This window comes from Salipiger sp. PrR007, assembly GCF_010499845.1.
GTDB classification, from domain to species: domain Bacteria; phylum Pseudomonadota; class Alphaproteobacteria; order Rhodobacterales; family Rhodobacteraceae; genus Salipiger; species Salipiger pacificus_A.
The window spans coordinates 109,888-127,847 of the sequence record NZ_JAAGOZ010000009.1 but is presented as its reverse complement, the minus strand read 5'-3'; the positions used below and the strand labels follow the sequence as shown (position 1 = coordinate 127,847).

Annotated in this window: 20 protein-coding genes; 16 read left to right on the top strand and 4 right to left on the bottom strand. The window is 69.2% G+C overall.

The features are described from left to right. The first annotated feature begins 239 nt into the window (after positions 1 to 239). From G0Q01_RS02320 to cysE, 16 genes are all read left to right on the top strand, one after another. A complete protein-coding gene (locus G0Q01_RS02320; RefSeq protein ID WP_164196565.1) occupies positions 240 to 1,430 on the top strand; it encodes a phage portal protein in 1,191 nt (396 codons plus the stop codon). Next, positions 1,423 to 1,647, top strand: a complete 225-nt coding sequence (locus G0Q01_RS02315; protein ID WP_108965216.1) for a hypothetical protein — start codon at positions 1,423 to 1,425, stop codon at positions 1,645 to 1,647. The genes G0Q01_RS02320 and G0Q01_RS02315 overlap by 8 nt, the downstream gene beginning before the upstream one ends. Before the next feature lie 27 nt (positions 1,648 to 1,674). After that, on the top strand, positions 1,675 to 2,229 hold the full coding sequence (locus G0Q01_RS02310) for an HK97 family phage prohead protease (protein ID WP_164196564.1): 555 nt from the start codon (positions 1,675 to 1,677) through the stop codon (positions 2,227 to 2,229). A gap of 27 nt (positions 2,230 to 2,256) precedes the next feature. Then, positions 2,257 to 3,441: a phage major capsid protein gene (locus tag G0Q01_RS02305; protein WP_164196563.1), complete on the top strand. Its 1,185-nt coding sequence runs from the start codon at positions 2,257 to 2,259 to the stop codon at positions 3,439 to 3,441. 78 nt (positions 3,442 to 3,519) lie between these two features. Beyond that, positions 3,520 to 4,113, top strand: coding sequence for a head-tail connector protein (locus tag G0Q01_RS02300; RefSeq protein ID WP_164196562.1), 594 nt, complete (start codon positions 3,520 to 3,522; stop codon positions 4,111 to 4,113). After that, positions 4,110 to 4,448: a head-tail adaptor protein gene (locus G0Q01_RS02295; protein WP_164196561.1), complete on the top strand. Its 339-nt coding sequence runs from the start codon at positions 4,110 to 4,112 to the stop codon at positions 4,446 to 4,448. Before G0Q01_RS02300 ends, G0Q01_RS02295 begins: the two co-directional genes overlap by 4 nt. Further along, the gene (locus G0Q01_RS02290) at positions 4,445 to 4,852 is read left to right on the top strand and encodes a DUF3168 domain-containing protein (protein ID WP_164196560.1); all 408 of its coding nucleotides are present in this window, start codon (positions 4,445 to 4,447) and stop codon (positions 4,850 to 4,852) included. Before G0Q01_RS02295 ends, G0Q01_RS02290 begins: the two co-directional genes overlap by 4 nt. Positions 4,853 to 4,877: 25 nt before the next feature. After that, complete coding sequence (locus tag G0Q01_RS02285; RefSeq protein ID WP_164196559.1) at positions 4,878 to 5,300, top strand: phage major tail protein, TP901-1 family; 423 nt, start codon at positions 4,878 to 4,880, stop codon at positions 5,298 to 5,300. Then, a complete protein-coding gene (locus G0Q01_RS02280; RefSeq protein WP_164196558.1) occupies positions 5,301 to 5,624 on the top strand; it encodes a gene transfer agent family protein in 324 nt (107 codons plus the stop codon). Beyond that, positions 5,621 to 5,821, top strand: a complete 201-nt coding sequence (locus G0Q01_RS02275) for a rcc01693 family protein (protein WP_164196557.1) — start codon at positions 5,621 to 5,623, stop codon at positions 5,819 to 5,821. The genes G0Q01_RS02280 and G0Q01_RS02275 overlap by 4 nt, the downstream gene beginning before the upstream one ends. After that, entirely contained in the window at positions 5,818 to 6,480 is a 663-nt protein-coding gene (locus G0Q01_RS02270) for a phage tail tape measure protein (RefSeq protein WP_164196556.1), read from the top strand. The genes G0Q01_RS02275 and G0Q01_RS02270 overlap by 4 nt, the downstream gene beginning before the upstream one ends. 9 nt (positions 6,481 to 6,489) lie before the next feature. Then, a complete protein-coding gene (locus tag G0Q01_RS02265) occupies positions 6,490 to 7,122 on the top strand; it encodes a DUF2460 domain-containing protein (RefSeq protein WP_164196555.1) in 633 nt (210 codons plus the stop codon). Further along, complete coding sequence (locus G0Q01_RS02260; protein ID WP_164196554.1) at positions 7,122 to 8,003, top strand: DUF2163 domain-containing protein; 882 nt, start codon at positions 7,122 to 7,124, stop codon at positions 8,001 to 8,003. Before G0Q01_RS02265 ends, G0Q01_RS02260 begins: the two co-directional genes overlap by 1 nt. Next, complete coding sequence (locus tag G0Q01_RS02255) at positions 8,000 to 8,440, top strand: NlpC/P60 family protein (protein WP_164196553.1); 441 nt, start codon at positions 8,000 to 8,002, stop codon at positions 8,438 to 8,440. Before G0Q01_RS02260 ends, G0Q01_RS02255 begins: the two co-directional genes overlap by 4 nt. Next, the gene (locus tag G0Q01_RS02250; RefSeq protein ID WP_164196552.1) at positions 8,440 to 12,354 is read left to right on the top strand and encodes a glycoside hydrolase/phage tail family protein; all 3,915 of its coding nucleotides are present in this window, start codon (positions 8,440 to 8,442) and stop codon (positions 12,352 to 12,354) included. The genes G0Q01_RS02255 and G0Q01_RS02250 overlap by 1 nt, the downstream gene beginning before the upstream one ends. Before the next feature lie 112 nt (positions 12,355 to 12,466). Further along, complete coding sequence (gene cysE, locus G0Q01_RS02245; RefSeq protein WP_095883888.1) at positions 12,467 to 13,285, top strand: serine O-acetyltransferase; 819 nt, start codon at positions 12,467 to 12,469, stop codon at positions 13,283 to 13,285. A 163-nt stretch (positions 13,286 to 13,448) separates the two neighbouring features. On the opposite strand, the gene G0Q01_RS02240 is transcribed toward cysE, so the two are convergent. The 4 genes from G0Q01_RS02240 to G0Q01_RS02225 all read right to left on the bottom strand — a co-directional run bounded on the left by G0Q01_RS02240 (position 13,449) and on the right by G0Q01_RS02225 (position 17,868). Then, a complete protein-coding gene (locus G0Q01_RS02240; RefSeq protein WP_164196551.1) occupies positions 13,449 to 14,813 on the bottom strand; it encodes a pyruvate dehydrogenase complex dihydrolipoamide acetyltransferase in 1,365 nt (454 codons plus the stop codon). Positions 14,814 to 14,823: 10 nt separating this feature from the next. After that, on the bottom strand, positions 14,824 to 16,209 hold the full coding sequence (locus G0Q01_RS02235; RefSeq protein ID WP_164196550.1) for a pyruvate dehydrogenase complex E1 component subunit beta: 1,386 nt from the start codon (positions 16,207 to 16,209) through the stop codon (positions 14,824 to 14,826). A 20-nt stretch (positions 16,210 to 16,229) separates the two neighbouring features. Further along, positions 16,230 to 17,252 carry a pyruvate dehydrogenase (acetyl-transferring) E1 component subunit alpha gene (gene pdhA, locus G0Q01_RS02230; RefSeq protein ID WP_164196549.1) on the bottom strand — a complete coding sequence of 341 codons (1,023 nt, stop codon included), beginning with the start codon at positions 17,250 to 17,252 and terminating at the stop codon, positions 16,230 to 16,232. A gap of 316 nt (positions 17,253 to 17,568) precedes the next feature. Next, the gene (locus tag G0Q01_RS02225) at positions 17,569 to 17,868 is read right to left on the bottom strand and encodes a septum formation initiator family protein (RefSeq protein ID WP_164196548.1); all 300 of its coding nucleotides are present in this window, start codon (positions 17,866 to 17,868) and stop codon (positions 17,569 to 17,571) included. Between the last annotated feature and the right edge of the window lie 92 nt (positions 17,869 to 17,960).

Genomic DNA, 17,960 nt, shown 5'->3' with positions numbered 1-17,960 from the left:
CGCCCCTTGGCCTGCGGCCTCACCCCTGGCGTCTTTCGCAAGCGAAGAAGCGCGGCGGGCCGTGGTGCCATCTTCACTTTCCAAATTCGCATGGCGCGGCGGCGGAAGGTGCGGTCGCGGCCGTTGCTCGGGCAGCGCGCGGCGCGGGAGGGCTTGGTTAACGGATGCTGCGTAGCTTGGTCTTCAACGCGAACCGGGGCCGTGAAGGTCTCGGGCCGGAGACCAGCAAGGAGCGGCACATGGGGTTCGACTTTCTGCGGCGGGGACGCGGAGCGGCAGCTCGGCCGGAGACCAAGGCCTCGGCGGCGGGCCGGCTTATCGCGGTGCAGGCCTCGGGACGCGTGGCCTGGTCGCCGCGGGACACCGGCTCGCTGACCCGGCAGGGGTTCACCGGAAACCCGGTGGGCTTCCGCGCGGTGAAGCTGATCTCGGAGGCTGCCGCGGCGCTGCCGCTGGTGCTGCAGGATGCCGAGATGCGCTATAGTGCCCATCCCATCCTGCGGCGCATCGCTGCGCCGAACCCGGTGCAGGGCAAGGCAGAACTGCTTGAGTCCCTTTACGGTCAATTGCTGCTGTCGGGGGATGGTTATCTCGAGGCGGTTGGCAGCGGCGCCGGGCTGCCGTCCGAGCTGCACGTGCTGCGCTCGGAGCGGATGCGGCTGGTGCCGGGGGCGGATGGCTGGCCCATTGCCTATGAGTATCAGGTGGACGGGCGGGCACACCGCTTCGATGTCGGCGAGAGCCCTGCACCGATCTGCCATATCAAGAGCTTCCATCCGCAAGACGACCACTACGGGCTCTCGCCGTTGCAGCCTGCGGCGCAGGCGCTGGACGTGCACAACAGCGCCTCGCGCTGGTCGAAGGGGCTTTTGGACAATGCCGCGCGTCCGTCGGGGGCCATCGTTTGGACCGGCGGCGACGGCCAGGGCTCTATGGCACAGGACCAGTACGAGCGGCTGGTTTCCGAGATGGAGAGCCAGCATCAGGGGGCGCATAACGCCGGGCGGCCGATGCTGCTGGAGGGCGGGCTCGACTGGAAGCCCATGGGGTTCTCGCCCTCGGACATGGAGTTCCAGCAGACCAAGGAGGCCGCGGCACGCGAGATCGCCATTGCCTTCGGGGTGCCGCCGATGCTGCTGGGGATCCCCGGGGATGCGACCTATGCGAATTACCAGGAGGCCAACCGCGCCTTCTACCGGCTGACCGTGCTGCCGTTGGCGCAGCGGGTGAGCGCGGCGCTGGGCAGGTGGCTCGCGGGGTTCACCGGCGAGGAGGTGGCGCTCAAGCCCGACCTCGACCAGGTGCCGGCGCTCTCCGCCGAACGTGAAACCCAATGGCGGCGTGTGTCCGAGGCGGCCTTTCTGACCGTGCCGGAAAAGCGGCGCATGCTGGGGCTGCCGCCGCTGGCGGAGGAGGACGAGGGTGACTGAGCGGGCGCCCTACGAGCTTTTCGCCTGTGCCCCGGGGTTGCGGCTCGAGGCGCATGAGCGGCTGAGCGCGCTGCAGATCGCCGCGCTCGAGGATCGCTTGGCGCGGCTGGAACTGGTGCTGGAACGTCTGGAGAAACGGCTCTGGCTGGCGGTCTATGGCGTGGCAGCGGGGCTGCTGGCGCAGGCGCTGCAGGGTCTGAGTGTCATGGCGCCCTGAGGGGCGGAGCAGGGAAGGGAGCGTTGCATGGAACTGGAACACAAGTTCTGCGAGCCCCATGGGGAGAGTGCCCCGGGGATCATCCTCTCGGACGGGCTGCGGATCGAGGGCTATGCCTCGCTGTTTGGCACGCCCGACCAGGGGGGAGATATCGTTGCACCCGGCGCCTATGCGGCATCGCTGCAGCGGCTGGCGTCCGAAGGACGCGCGGTGCGGATGCTCTGGCAGCACGACCCGGCGCAGCCGATCGGCCTTTGGGAGGAGGTGCGCGAGGACGGGCGCGGGCTCTACGTGAAGGGCAGATTGCTGGAGGCGGTCGAAAAAAGCCGGGAAGCGGCCGCGCTGATTGCGGCCGGGGCCATCGACGGGCTGTCCATCGGCTATCGCACCGTCACGGCGGTAAAGGACCGACAGGGGCGCAGGCTCCTCAGGGAATTGGAGCTCTGGGAGGTGTCGCTTGTCACCTTCCCGATGCTGCCAAGTGCGCGGGTCGCGGCAAAGGGGGAGACCTCGAGCGCCGAGACGCTGCGCGATCTGGCGCTGGCGCTCGACGCCGCGCGCCGTGACCTGGCGGGCGACTGACGCGCGCCACAACAGGGGACCGAGCTGATGAGCAAACCCGAGAACCGTTCTCGGACCGGGGAAGATCTGTCCCCGGTCGCCCGGGTCGGCGCCGCGATGGCGGGGCTGACGGCAGACATCAAGGCCATGCGGGCCGACCTTCACGCGAAACTCGACAACCATGAAGAGCGACTGACCATGCTGGACACCAAGACTTCGCTTGCCGCGGCACGCCCGGCGCTGGGCACCATGGCGGACGCCGGGCTGCCGCACCGCAAGGCCTTTGGCGCCTACCTGCGCAGCGGTGATGACGATGGGCTGCGCGGGCTCGTGCTGGAGGGCAAGGCGCTCTCCACCGCTGTCGCCGCCGATGGCGGCTACCTTGTCGATCCGGTGACCTCGGAGACGGTGAAATCCGTGCTCGAGAGTGCCGCGTCGATCCGCGCGATTTCCGCCGTGGTGACGGTCGAGGCGTCATCTTTCGACGTTCTGGTCGATCAGGGCGACACCGGCGCGGGCTGGTCCGACGAGGTCAACGATCCGGGTGAAAGCGAGACGCCGACCATCGACCGCATCCAGATCAAGCTGCACGAGCTCTCGGCCATGCCAAAGGCTTCGCAGCGGCTGCTCGACGATGTGGCCTTCGATCTCGAAGCTTGGCTGGCGGGGCGCATCGCTGACCGTTTTGCCCGCGCCGAGGCTGCGGCCTTTATCACCGGAGACGGCATCGACAAGCCCATGGGGATCCTCTCCCACGACATGGTCGACAACGAGATCTGGGAGTGGGGCAATATTGGCTACGTGCCCTCGGGCGTGGCCGGGGCGATCGGCGACGGCGATGCGATCATCGATCTCGTCTACGCGCTGGGCGCCGAGTACCGGGCCAAGGGCGCCTTCGTGATGAACTCCAAGACCGCCGGTGCGCTGCGCAAGCTCAAGGATGCCGACGGGCGGCACCTGTGGTCGGACGGGCTGGCGGCGGGCCAGCCGGCGCGGCTGATGGGCTACCCGGTGCTGATCGCCGAGGACATGCCGGACATCGCCGCCGACAGCACGCCCATCGCCTTTGGCGATTTCGGCGCGGGCTACACGATCGCTGAACGCCCGGACCTGCGCGTGCTGCGCGATCCCTACAGCGCCAAGCCGCACGTGCTGTTCTACGCCACCAAGCGCGTCGGCGGCGACATCAGCGATTTCGCGGCGATCAAGCTGCTGCGCTGCGCGACGAGCTGAACGGGCTGAGGGCGGCGGCGGCCCGCCGCTCTCATGCCCTGCGGGCACAGGTACGGCAGGGACAAGCGGAGAGTCCTGATGATGGTGATCGAAGAAACCCAGGTGCCCGATGCGGCGCTGCCCCTAGCGGCGCTGAAGCGGCAGCTACGGATGGGCAGCGGCTTCGAGGAGGACGGGCTCCAGGATGACGTTCTCCTTTCGTTCCTGCGCGCGGCGCTGGCCGCCATCGAGGCGCGTACCGGCAAGGCGCTGCTCACCCGGAGCTTCCTCTGGACGCATCACGGCTGGCGCGACGCCGAAGCGGCAGTGCTCCCGCTTGCGCCTGTCGTGGCGGTCTCGCGGTTGACCCTGGTGGACCGCTACGGCGTGGCACAGGACGTGGCGCCGGAGCGATACCGGCTGGAGACCGACGCCTTCGCGCCCATGCTGCGCCCGCAGCGTGGCACGCTGCCCGACGTGCCGAACGGCGGCTCTGCCGAGGTCCGTTTCACCGCAGGCTACGGCGAAGGCTTCGACGAGCTGCCACCCGATCTGGCTCAGGCGGTGCTGTTGCTCGCCGCGCATTACTACGAGTACCGCGACGAGACCGCGCTGAGCCAAGGCTGCATGCCCTTCGGGGTGACCGCCTTGATCGCGCGTTACCGCCCGCTGCGACTGGGGTTCTCGGCATGAGGGGGGTGCGGCTGACGCAGAACCTCGTGCTCGAGGCGCCGCTGCAGGCGCCCGACGGCACCGGCGGCTTCACGGCCGGTTGGCGGGTGCTGGGCACGCTCTGGGCCGAGCTGACCCCGCGCTCGGGGCGCGAGGTGATGGGCGAGGCGGGGCCGATGGCGCGCGGGCGGTATCGGATCACCGTGCGCGGGGCGCCGCAGGGGGCCGCGAGCCGCCCTGTGCCGGGGCAGCGCTTCCGGCTTGGCGGGCGGGTGTTCGACATCCTCTCGGTGGCCGAGCGCGATCTCTCGGGGCGCTATCTTGTCTGCGAGGCGCAGGAAGAGGTGGCGTCATGAGCTATGCGGTTTCCGGCGCGCTTCAGGCTGCCATCTATGGCGCGCTGCAGGGGGATGCCACGCTGACGGGACTGGTGGGCAGTGCGATCTACGACGCGCCACCTTCGGGCGCGCTGCCGGGGCTCTATGTCACGCTCGGCGCCGAGCGGGTGCGCGATGCCTCCGACGGCTCTGGGGCGGGGGCCTGGCACGACCTGACCGTCGCCGTGGTGACCGGGGCAGCGGGGTTCTCGGCGGCGAAGGCGGTGGCGGGCGCGGTCTCGGACCTGCTGCATCAGGCCGACCTCCCCCTGGCGCGCGGCCGGCTGGTGAGCCTGCGCTTCCGCCGCGCCGAGGCCCGGCGCGAGAGCGGCGGCCTACGCCGCATCGACCTGACATTCCGCGCCCGCGTCGAGGACGCATGAGGCGCCACAGCAAGGAGGTGCAGACATGGCTGCGCAGAACGGCAAGGATCTTCTGATCAAGCTCGACCTCACCGGCGACGGGCAATTCGAGACGCTGGCGGGGCTGCGGGCCACGCGCATCAGCTTCAACGCCGAGAGCGTCGACGTCACCTCGCTGGAAAGCGCCGGGGGCTGGCGCGAGCTGCTGGCGGGGGCCGGGGTGAAATCGGCGAACCTGTCGGGGTCGGGTGTGTTTCGCGACGCGGGCACGGACGAGCGCGCGCGCCAGATCTTCTTTGACGGCGAGACGCCGGATTTCCAGGTGGTGATCCCCGATTTCGGGATGGTCGAGGGGCCGTTCCAGCTCACCTCAATCGATTATGCGGGCAGCCATGACGGCGAGGCGACCTACGAGATCGCGCTCGCCTCGGCCGGGGCGCTGAGCTTCGTGCCGGCGGCGGGGGCGTAAATGGCCAACCCCTGGCGCGGCGAGGTGGAGCTGGTGCTCGACGGCGAGCGGCGGGTGATGCGGCTGACGCTGGGCGCGCTGGCCGAGTTGGAGGCGGCGCTCGAGGAGGGCTCGCTCGTCGATCTGGTGCGCCGCTTCGAGAGCGGCGCCTGCTCCAGCCGCGACGTGCTGGCGCTGATCGTGGCGGGGCTGCGCGGCGGCGGCTGGACGGGCTCGGCGGCGGACCTCGTGAGCGCCGAGATAGGCGGCGGCCCGATGGCGGCGGCAAGGGCGGCGGCGGAGCTTCTGGCGCGGGCCTTCGCGCTGCCGGGGGACACCGGGTGAGCGGGTTCGACTGGCCGTCGTTGCTGCGCGCCGGGGTTCAGGCGCTGGGGCTGCGCCCGGCGGAGTTCTGGGCCCTGACCCCTGCAGAGCTGCGGCTGATGCTGGGCGAGGACCGCGGCGCGCGCCCGATGGGGCGGGCGCGGCTCGAAGAGCTGATCGCGGCCTTCCCGGACGCGACACAGGAGGACGGCGCATGACCGATTTCGACACATTCGACGCGCTCGACCGCGCCATGGGCGCGCTGGAGATGGGGCTGGGCGGAGCCGCGAGCATGGCGGCGGGCTTCGGCGCCGAACTGAAGCGCATCCACCAGACCTTTGCCAGCACCGGCAAGGGTGCGGCGAAGCTCGAGACCACGCTCAGCCGGGGGCTGGCACGGGCCTTTGACGGTGTGGTCTTTGATGGGATGCGGGCCTCGGAGGCGCTGCAGCGCGTGGCGCGCGGCGTGCTCGACAGTGCGTATCGCACGGCGGTGCGCCCGGTGACCGACCAACTGGGGGGCGCGCTGGCGGCGGGGATGTCACAGCTTTTCGGGGCGTTCTCGCCCTTTGCTCAGGGCGGCGCCTTCAGCCAGGGCCGGGTCATGCCCTTTGCCACCGGCGGCGTGGTCAGCGGGCCGGTGCGCTTTGCCATGCGCGGCGGCACCGGGCTGATGGGCGAGGCGGGGCCCGAGGCGATACTGCCGCTCTCGCGCGGTGCCGATGGCCGCCTCGGCGTGCGTGCCGAGGGGCGCAGCCCGCCGGTGAGCGTGGTCATGAACATCCAGACGCCCGACGTGCAGGGCTTCCAGCGCAGCCGCTCGCAGATCGCCGCGCAGATGAGCCGGGCGCTCAGCCAAGGCGCGCGCAACCGTTGAGGAGGCACCATGAGCTTTCACGAGACACGCTTTCCCGCCGACCTGAGCTTCGGCGCCATGGGCGGGCCGGAGCGGCGCACCGATGTGGTCGAGTTGAGCTCGGGCCACGAGGAGCGCAACACCCCTTGGGCGCAGTCGCGGCGGCGTTTCGACGCCGGGCTCGGGCTGCGCTCGCTCGACGATATCGCGAAGCTGCTGGCCTTCTTCGAGGCGCGGCGTGGGCAGCTTTACGGGTTTCGCTGGAAGGATTGGTCTGACTACAAGTCCTGCCTGCCGTCGGGCACGGTGTCCGCCGGGGATCAGGTGATCGCGCATGGTGACGGGGTGACGCGCGCCTTCCAGCTGACCAAGACCTATCGATCGGGCGGCGCCAGCTATACGCGCGCCATTGCCAAGCCGGTGGCCGGGACGGTGCTGGCGGCGGTGCAGGACGTCGAGATGCGCGAGGGGGTGCATTTCACCATCGATCCAGGCACGGGGCTGCTCACCTTTGCCGAGCCGCCGCTTGCCGGCGTCGAGGTCAGCGCGGGCTTCGAGTTCGACGTCCCGGTGCGCTTTGACACCGACCGGATCAGCGTCTCTGTCGCCAGCTTCCAGGCCGGACAGGTGCCCGATGTGCCGGTTGTCGAGGTGCGGGTCTGATGGGCGCGGCGGAGTTGCATGCCCACCTCGCGGGCGGGCTGACCACGGTGGCACGTTGCTGGGCGCTGACCCGGGGCGATGGCACGCGCTATGGATTCACCGACCACGACCGGGACTTGTCGTTTGACGGGCTGGAGTTCCGCGCAGGCAGCGGGCTCAGCGCGATGGCGCTGCAGCAGGGCACCGGGCTTTCGGTCGACAACAGCGAGGCGATGGGGGCGCTGTCGGATGCGGCGCTCTCCGAGGCGGAGATCGACGCCGGGCGCTTCGACGGGGCGGCGCTGGTGGCCTGGCTGGTGAATTGGGCCGATGTCTCGCAGCGCCGGGTGATGTTCCGCGGCACGCTCGGGGAAATCCGGCGCGGAAACGGGGCCTTTCACGCCGAGCTGCGCGGGCTGACAGAGGCGCTGAACGTGCCGGTGGGGCGGGTCTACCACGCGCCCTGTTCTGCCGTGCTCGGCGATAGCGCCTGTGGTTTCGACCTCGCCACGCCTGGCTTTGTTTTCGAAGGGCCGATGCTGGCCGCCGCAGAGGGCCGGCGCTTCCGGCTTGGACCGCTGACCGACTTCGAGCCGGGGTGGTTCGCCCGCGGGCGGCTCGAGATGCTGGGCGGCCCGGGCAAGGGGCTCGGCGCGGCGATCAAGCGCGACCGGGACGATGGTGGGCAGCGGGTGATCGAGCTTTGGGAGCCATTGCGCGCGGCGCTTCAGCCCGGGGACCTTTGCCGGGTCACGGCGGGCTGCGACAGGCGCCCCGAGACCTGCCGGCTGAAATTCGACAACCTGCTGAACTTCCGGGGCTTCCCGGACATCCCCGAGGATGACTGGATGCTGGTCCATGCCAGCCGCGCGGCGGTGACCGGCGGGGGCTCGCGGCGATGAGCGGGGCGCGGATCGTCGCGGCGGCGCGGAGCTGGATCGGCACGCCCTACCTGCACCAGGCCTCGGTCAAGGGGGCGGGGTGCGACTGCCTGGGCCTCTTGCGCGGCGTCTGGCGGGAGGTGATCGGCGCCGAACCAGAGGTGGTGCCGCCCTACAGCCGCGACTGGTCGGAGCCGCAGGGCGACGAGGCGCTGTTGCGCGCGGCACTGCGGCATCTACGCGCAAAGCCGGTGCATGCCGAGGCGCCGGGCGACGTGCTGCTCTTCCGCATGCGCGAGGGGGCGGTGGCCAAGCACCTAGGTCTGCAGACGAAGGCAAGCGAGGCTTCTTGCTTCATCCATGCCTACAGCGGTCACGGGGTGATCGAGAGCGCGCTCAGCGCGCCGTGGCGGCGCCGGCTGGTGGCGCGATTTGCCTTTCCGACGGGGAGAACCTGATGGCGACGATCCTTCTTTCCGCTGCCGGGGCGGCGCTTGGCAGCAGCCTGGGCGGCTCGGTGCTCGGGCTGTCGATGACGGCCGTGGGGCGGTTTATCGGCGCAGGCCTCGGCCGGGCGGTTGACCAGCGCCTGATGGGGGCGGGGTCCGAGACCGTCGAAACCGGCCGCATCGAACGCTTCCGTCTGGCCGGGGCGGGCGAGGGGGCGGCGATCCCGCAGGTCTGGGGCCGCATGCGCGTCGGCGGTCAGGTGATCTGGGCCACCGAGTTCACCGAACACGTCCGAAAGGAGAAGGTCGGAAGCGGCAAGGGCAGCCCGAGCAGCGCGACGACGGTGAAGCAATACAGTTATTCGGTGAGCCTCGCGCTGGCGCTCTGCGAGGGCGAGATCAGCGGCGTGGGGCGGGTCTGGGCCGACGGCGCCGAGATCGCGCCGCGCGATCTGAACATGCGCGTCTACACCGGCAGCCGCGAGCAGCTGCCCGATCCCAAGATGGAGGCCGTGGAGGGCGCCGGGCAGGTTCCGGCCTATCGCGGCACTGCCTACGTGGTGATCGAGGATCTGATGCTCGAGCGGTTCGGCAACCGCGTGCCGCAGTTCAGCTTCGAGGTGACGCGGCCCGAGCTTGGCGATCCGCAGGACGTGCCGCTGGCGATCCGCGGTGTGGCAAGGATCCCCGGCACCGGGGAATATGCGCTGGCGACGCGGCCGGTGTTTCTCGACGACGGCAGTGGCGGACAGCGGGCGGTGAACCTCAACACGCCTGCCGACCTGCCGGATTTCCTCGTCTCGCTGGACCAGCTGCGCGACGAGTTGCCCGCGTGCCGCGCTGCCTCGCTGGTGGTGAGCTGGTTCGGCGACGACCTGCGCTGCGGCGCCTGTTCCATTCGTCCGAAGGTCGAACAGGGGGACCGGGACTCGGCGCAGGTGCCTTGGCAGGTCTCCGGGCTGGGGCGCGGCGCGGCCCGGCTTGTGCCGCAACTCGAAGGACGCCCGGTCTATGGGGGCACCCCCGCCGATGCGTCGGTGATCGAGGCGCTGCGGGAGATGGCGGCGCGCGGGCTGGAGGTGGTCTATTACCCGTTTGTGCTCATGGACCAAATGGCGGGCAATGCGCTGCCCGACCCTTGGACCGGGGCCGAGGGGCAACCCGCGCTGCCGTGGCGGGGGCGGATCACGACGAGCCTTGCGCCCGGGGTGAGCGGGTCGCCAGACGGGACCGTGGCAGCCGAGGCCGAGGTGGCGGCGTTCTTCGGCACGGCCTCGGCGGCGGATTTCGCGGTGTCCGGCGGCGCGGTCAGCTATTCCGGCCCGGACGAATGGACGTTCCGACGCTTCATCCTGCATCAGGCGGCGCTCTGCGCTGCGGCGGGCGGGGTCTCGGGCTTCTGCATCGGCTCGGAGATGCGCGGGCTGACCCAGATCCGCAGCGCGTCGGGCTTCCCGGCGGTCGAGGCGCTGCGGGCACTGGCGGCAGAGTGCCGGGCGCTGCTGGGGCCGGAGGTGAAGATCGGCTATGCCGCCGACTGGAGCGAGTATTTCGGCTACCACCCGCAGGACGGTTCGGGCGATGTCTATTTCCATCTCGACCCGCTGTGGAGCGATCCGCAGATCGATTTCATCGGCATCGACAATTACATGCCGTTGGCCGACTGGCGCGACGGCGAGGACCATGCGGATGCAGGGTGGGGCGCGATCTACGCGCCCGAGTACCTGATGGCCAATGTCGAGGGCGGCGAGGGATACGACTGGTACTATCCCACCTCCGAGGCCCGCGAGGCGCAGCGCCGGGTGCCGATCACCGACGGCGCGCATGGCGAGCCTTGGGTCTATCGGTACAAGGACCTGCGCGGCTGGTGGAGCAACCTGCATCACGAGCGGATCGGCGGCGTACGGCAGGCACAGCCCACAGGCTGGGTGCCGCAGAGCAAGCCCATCTGGTTTACCGAGCTCGGCTGCGCCGCGCTCGACAAGGGTGCGAACCAGCCCAACAAGTTCCTCGATCCGAAAAGCTCGGAGAGCCTTCTGCCTCGGTATTCCAATGGGTTGCGGGATGAGCTCATGCAGCGACAGTACCTGCGGGCCGTGCACGCCCATTGGACCGACCCGGCGCACAACCCGCTGTCGGAGGTCTATGGCGCGCCGATGCTCGACATGTCGCGGGCGCTGGTCTGGGCCTGGGACGCGCGGCCCTACCCATGGTTCCCGGGGCTTTCGGAGCTGTGGAGGGACGGCGGCAACTACCGGCGTGGGCACTGGCTGAACGGGCGCGCGTCGGGGCGGACGCTGGCCTCGGTGGTGGCGGAGGTCTGCGCCCGGGCGGGGGTGGAGGAGGTGGACGTGAGCCGCCTCTGGGGGTGGGTGCGCGGCTACCACATCGACCGGGTGAGCGACGCACGGAGCGCGCTGCAGCCGCTTCTGCTCGCGCATGGGGTGGATGCGATCGAGCGCGACGGTATGCTCCGCTTCCTGCCGCGGCGCGGGCGGGCGCCGAGGACGCTCGACCCTGCGGCGCTGGTGCATGACCTTTCGGAGGAGGGCGACCTGCTGCGCATCCGCGCAGCCGAGGCGGAGATGGCCGGGCGGTTGCGTCTGCGCTTTGTGGAGGCCGATGGCGACCACGCGATCCTGGGCGAGGAGGTGGTCTTGCCGGACGCGCAGAGCCATGGCGTTGCCGAAACCGAATGGCCGATGGTGCTGACCCGCGCCGAGGCGCGCATGGTGCTCGAGCGCTTCCTGGCCGAGGCGCGGATCGCCCGCGAGACACTGCGCTTTGCTCTGCCGCCTTCGCAGATGGCGGTCGGTGCGGGGGACATCGTCGAACTGCCCGGGGCCTCGGGACGTCTGCGCGCGCGCGTCGACCGGGTGGAGAGCGGCGCGTACCAGAAGATCGAGGCGGTGCGCATCGAGCCCGACACCTATTTGCCCGCCGACCTCGCCGACTTGGGCGAAAGTGATCCGTTGTTGCGCCCCGTGGCTGCGCCTGTCCCGGTGCTGCCGCTGTTTCTCGACCTGCCGCTGCTGAGCGGCGAAGAAGTGCCACATGCGCCGCACCTGGCCGTGACGGCGACGCCCTGGCCGGGCAGCGTGGCGGTCTATGCCAGTGCCACGGATGCGGACTACGGGCTGAACGAGATCCTCGCCGCGCGGGCGACGGTCGGCGTCACCGAGACGCCGCTTGTCGCGGCGCCTGCCGGGCGGATCGACCGGGGCGACGGGCTGCAGATCAGCCTGCGCTCGGGGGCGCTCGAGACGGTCTCTGACGCCGCGCTGCTCGGCGGGGCGAACGTCATGGCAATCGGCGACGGCACGCCGGGACATTGGGAGGTGTTCCAGTTCCGCGATGCCGAGCTTCTGGAGCCTGGACGCTGGCTGCTCTCGCACCGGCTGCGCGGGCAGGCGGGCAGCGACGGGATCATGCCCGAGGTCTGGCCCGTCGGGTCCTGGGTGGTGCTGCTCGACGGGGCGCCGCAGCAGATCGCGCTGACCCCGGCGCAGCGGCGGCAGGCGCGGCACTACCGCATCGGGCCGGCCAAGCGTGGTTACGACGATGCCGCCTACGTGCACCGCGAGCTGGCCTTCGACGGCAATGGCCTCCGGCCCTATCGGCCGGTGCATCTGCGCGCGGCCATGGCGGGCGGCACGGCACGGACCCTGAGCTGGATCCGGCGCACGCGCCTCGAGGGGGACGACTGGGAACTGCCGGAGGTGCCGCTCGGCGAGGAGAGCGAGCGGTATCTCCTGCGCGTTGTGCAGGGGGGCGAGGTGATCCGAGAGGTGTTTTGCGACGCCCCCGCATGGGGTTACGATTCTGCGCAGGACGGGCTCACGGGGCTTTACGAGGTGCATGTGGCACAGGTCTCGGCGCGCTACGGGGCGGGGCCCTTCGCGCGGCTCGTGCTCTCTGCCTGAGCGCGGGGCGTGGGGGCTTTCATCTCGGGCCGCGATCCCCTAGATCACGGTTTTGCATTTCGACCCGCAGCGGCTATCTGCTAGAGTGGGCGGCAACTCACGGAGGACTCCCATGGCCAAGACACGCGCCAAGATCGCCGAACTGGATCCCGTCTGGGCCCGCATCGTCCGCGAGGCCGAAGAGGTTGTCGCCGCCGAGCCGCTGCTCGGCGGGTCGGTGCACATCTCGATCCTGCACCACCCGACCATCGAGCGGGCGCTGGCGTATCGCATCTCGCTGAAGCTGGCGAATGGCGAGATGTCCGAGCAGATCCTGCGCGAGATCTGCGACGAGGCCTATAGCTCCGATCCCTCGCTGGCGCTGAAGGCGCGGGCCGACATCCAGGCCACCTTCGAGCGCGACCCGGCCTGCCACCGCTACCTGCAGCCCTTGCTCTACTTCAAGGGCTTCCAGGCGGTGCAAAGCCAGCGCGTGGCGCATTGGCTGTGGAACCAGGGGCGGCGCGACCTGTCCTATTTCTTCCAGATGCGTTCGTCCGAGGTGTTCGGCGTCGACATCCACCCGGCCGCGAAGATCGGCAAGGGCATCATGATCGACCATGCGCATTCCATCGTCATCGGCGAGACGGCGGTGGTCGGCGACGACGTGTCGATCCTGCATTCGGTGACGCTTGGCGGCACCGGCAAGGAGGACGAGGACCGTCATCCCAAGATCGGCAACGGCGTGCTGATCGGCGCAGGCGCGAAGGTGCTGGGCAACATCAAGGTGGGCGACCGTTCGCGCATCGCGGCGGGCTCGGTGGTGCTGGCCGAGGTGCCGCCCTGCAAGACCGTCGCCGGGGTGCCGGCTAAGATCGTCGGCGAGGCGGGCTGCGATCAGCCCTCGCGCTCGATGGACCAGAAGCTCACCGGCTGCAACTGCAGCGACTGACGGCGCGATCCCTTGGCTATCGACTGAGGCGCGGTCCCGAGGGGCTGCGCCTTTCGCCGTCTTAGGCCGGCTGTGCTTCCGGCCGGGTGTGCTGCAGCGGCCCCAAAGGAAAACGGCCCCACCGCGCGGTGGGGCCGTTCTGTGTTCCAGCGATGCGCCCGGATCAGGCGAGCATCACCATCGGGTTCTCGAGGTTGTCGGCAATCGCCTGCAGCAGCTCGGCCCCCAGCGCGCCGTCGATGACCCGGTGGTCGACCGAGAGCGTCACGGACATCACCGTCGCCACAGCCAGCTCGCCATCAGCACCGACGATCGGCTTCTTGACGCCCGCGCCCGCGGCGAGGATCGCGCCATGCGGCGGGTTGATCACCGCGTCGAAGTTGTCGATGCCGTACATGCCGAGGTTGGAGATCGCGAAGCTGCCGCCGATGTATTCATGCGGCGCGAGCTTCTTGTTCCGGGCCCGGCCCGCAAGGTCCTTCATCTCGGCGGACAGCGCCGAGAGCGACTTCATCTCGGCATCCTTGAGCACCGGGGTGAAGAGACCGCCCTCGATCGCCACGGCCACCGCGACGTCGGACGGCTTGAGCTTGAAGATGCGATCCCCAGCCCAGACGGCATTGGCGTCCGGCACCGACTGCAGCGCCAAGGCACAGGCCTTGATGACGAAGTCGTTGACCGAGAGCTTCACGCCGCGCGCCTCGAGCTGCTTGTTCAGCTGGCTGCGGAACTTGAGCAGCGCGTCGAGCTTGATGTCCTTGCGCAGGTAGAAGTGCGGGATGGTCTGCTTGGCCTCGGTGAGGCGGCTCGCCACCGTCTTGCGCATGCCGTCGAGCTTGACCTCTTCGAACTCGCGCCCCTCGTACATCTTGCGCACCGCGTCCGACGACGGGCCGGCGGGCATGACGGTCGCATCGGTGGCCTTCTTCTCGGCCGTGGCCGGAGCCGCGGCCTCGGACTTGGCTGCCTTGTCTGCAGGCTTGGCAGCCTCGACGTCGGCCTTGACGATGCGGCCGTGCGGTCCGGTGCCCTTGACCTGCGCGAGGTCGAGCCCCTTGTCCGCCGCGATGCGGCGCGCCAGCGGCGAAGCGAAGATACGCTTGCCGTCCTCGCCCTTGGGGGACGCGGGGGCAGGGGTTGCCGAGCCGGCTGCCGGGGTGGCCGCCGCCGCCTTGGTGTCCTCATCCTTCGGCGCGGGCGCCTCGGACTTGGCTTCGGCGGGCTTTTCCTCGGACTTGGCGGAAGCGCCATCCGAGGAGCCGCTGTCGATGTCGTCGGCGCTCTCGCCCTCTTCGAGCAGGACCGCGATGGGGGTGTTGACCTTCACCCCCTCGCTGCCTTCCTCGATGAGGATCTTGCCGATGGTGCCTTCGTCGACGGCTTCGAATTCCATCGTCGCCTTGTCGGTCTCGATCTCGGCGAGGATGTCGCCGGAGCTGACCGTGTCGCCCTCTTTCACCAGCCACTTGGCCAGCGTGCCTTCCTCCATGGTGGGGGACAGCGCGGGCATCAGGATTTCCGTGGGCATGACGCTCTCCTTACCGGTAGGTGACTTGCTTCACGGCGTCGATCACCTCTGCGGTGGTGATCAGCGCGTGCTTCTCGAGGTTCGCCGCGTAGGGCATGGGCACGTCCTTGCCGGTACAGTTGATCACCGGGGCGTCGAGCCAGTCGAAGGCGTTCTGCATGATGTAGGCCGACAGGTGGTTGCCGATGGAGCCCACCGGCCAGCCCTCTTCCACGGTCACGCAGCGGTTGGTCTTCTTAACCGACTCGATGACGGTGCCGTAGTCGATCGGGCGCAGGGTGCGCAGGTCGATCACCTCGGCCGAGATGCCCTCGTCCGCCAGCTTGTCCGCCGCCTCGAGAGCGTAGGTCATGCCGATGCCGAAGGAGACGATGGTCACATCGCTGCCCTCGCGCCAGATGCGGGCCTTGCCGAAGGGCACGGTGAAATCATCCATGACCGGCACGTCGAAGGAGCGGCCGTAGAGGATCTCGTTCTCGAGGAAGATCACCGGGTTGGGATCGCGGATGGCGCTCTTCAGCAGGCCCTTGGCGTCGGAGGCCGAGTAGGGCATCACGACCTTGAGGCCGGGCACCATGGCGTACCATGCGGCGTAGTCCTGCGAGTGCTGCGCGCCGACGCGGGCGGCGGCACCGTTCGGGCCGCGGAACACCATGGGCGCGCCCATCTGGCCGCCGGACATGTAGAGCGTCTTGGCCGCCGAGTTGATGATCTGGTCGATCGCCTGCATGGCGAAGTTGAAGGTCATGAACTCGACGATGGGCTTGAGCCCGCCGAAGGCCGCGCCGACGCCGATGCCGGCAAAGCCGTGCTCGGTGATCGGCGTGTCGATCACGCGCTTCGAGCCGAACTCGTCGAGCAGCCCTTGGGTGACCTTATAGGCACCCTGGTACTCGGCCACTTCCTCGCCCATGACGAAGACGTTGGGATCGTTGCGCATTTCCTCGGCCATGGCGTCGCGAAGCGCTTCGCGAACGGTCTGGCTCTTCATCTCGGTACCTTCGGGCCAGTCGGGTTCGACCGCCTTGGCCTTGGGGGTTGCCGGGGCGGAGGCGGGGGCCTCCTCGACCGGGGCCGCGGGGGTCTCTTCGGTCTTCGCGGGCTCGGCGTCGTCGCCGCCGCCCGAGGAGACCTCGATGTCATCGGCGCTTTCGCCTTCCTCGACCAGCACGGCGATCGGGGTGTTGACCTTCACGCCCTCGGTGCCTTCCTCGATGAGGATCTTGCCGACGATGCCTTCATCGACGGCTTCGAATTCCATCGTCGCCTTGTCGGTCTCGATCTCGGCGAGAATGTCGCCCGAGCTCACGGTGTCGCCCTCTTTGACCAGCCACTTGGCCAGCGTGCCCTCTTCCATGGTCGGCGAGAGCGCGGGCATGAGAATTTCGGTTGCCATATCCGTCTAGTCCTTCTGCCTCAGGCCTCTACCGCGTCGCCTTGCGGCACTTCGTCGGCGTAGATGTCGGTCCAGAGTTCCTCGAGCGCCGGCTCCGGGCTCTCCTTCGAGAACTCGGCCGAGGCGTTCACGATGTCCTTGATGTTCTTGTCGATCGCCTTGAGGTCATCCTCGGTGGCGTGCTTGCCCTGCAGCAGCAGGTCGCGCACGCTCTGGATCGGGTCGCGCTCGTCGCGCATCTTCTGCACTTCCTCGCGGGTCCGGTACTTGGCCGGGTCCGACATGGAGTGGCCGCGGTAGCGGTAGGTCTTCACTTCGAGGATGTAGGGGCCGTTGCCCGCGCGGCAGTGCGCCACCGCCTTCTCGCCGGCTTCCTTGACCTTCAACACGTCCATGCCGTCGACCAGCTCGCCGGGGATGCCGAAGGGCGCGCCGCGGGTGTAGATTTCCTCGGTCGAGGTGGAGCGCTTCTGCGAGGTGCCCATGGCGTACTGGTTGTTCTCGATGACGAAGATCACCGGCAGCTTCCAGATCGACGCCATGTTGAAGGTCTCGTAGACCTGGCCCTGGTTGGCCGCGCCGTCGCCGAAGTAGGCAAAGGTCACGCGGTCGTTTTCCAGGTAACGGTCGGCAAAGGCGAGGCCGGCGCCGAGCGGCACCTGCGCGCCGACGATGCCATGGCCGCCGTAGAAATGCTTCTCGCGGCTGAACATGTGCATCGAGCCGCCCTTGCCCTTGGAATAGCCGCCCTCGCGGCCGGTGAGCTCGGCCATCACCCCGTTGGGGTCCATGCCGCAGGCGAGCATGTGCCCGTGGTCGCGGTAGGAGGTGACGCGCTTGTCGCCTTCGCTCGCCGCGGCCTCGAGGCCGACAACGACCGCTTCCTGGCCGATGTAAAGGTGGCAGAACCCGCCGATGAGCCCCATGCCATACAGCTGACCCGCCTTCTCTTCGAAGCGGCGGATGAGCAGCATGTCATGATAGTATTGCTTGAGCTCCTCGGGCGAGACGTTCGGCTTTGCGGATGGTTTCCGAGCGGCCATGGGGACTCCTCCCAACTAGTTTAGTGTTAAACTTTCTCCCACAGTAAATCGGCGGCGACTGAGTGTCAAAGGGCCGGGGCGGGAGTTTCGCTAAAAAGTGGCGCGGCGGGACGTTAGGGCAAGCCACCGGCAGAACCCCGCCGCTCCGCGCCCTCGCGCCAAGGCGCCCGGGAGGCGCTCAGAAGCGGATCGGACACAGAGGGGCGGCAGAACTCAGCGGAACCTTGGATGGCGCGCGGTCGGCGCGCTGCGGCACTGCGCGCGTTCAGCCCACGCCGCATTGCACGCGCTTAGGGCGTTGCGATACTGCGCGCGCTCAGCGCACGACGATCTCGTCCGAGCGGATCATTCCCAGAACGTCGCGCGCCTGCTGGTCCAGCAGGTCAAGATCGAGATAGTCGTCCGAGAGCCGCAGGGTGACGTTTTCCATATGCGCGACCTCGGCGTTGATCCCGTCGAGCTCGGTGGCCAGCCGGTCGGCCTCCACCTCGATCTCGGCGCGGCGGAAGAGCCCGTAGTCGCCCTGCACGGCGGCAAAGGTGAAATAGCCCGACAAGCTCAGCGTGATCACCGCGAAGACGAGGCCGCCGAGGGCCGGTTTGCGTCTGCCAGTCATATGCGTGGGTCCTGATGCCTGTATGCCGTTTGGTCTGCTCTGCGCCGCGCTCCCTCATTGGGTGGGGAGCCGTCCGACGTCGGGGAAACCAT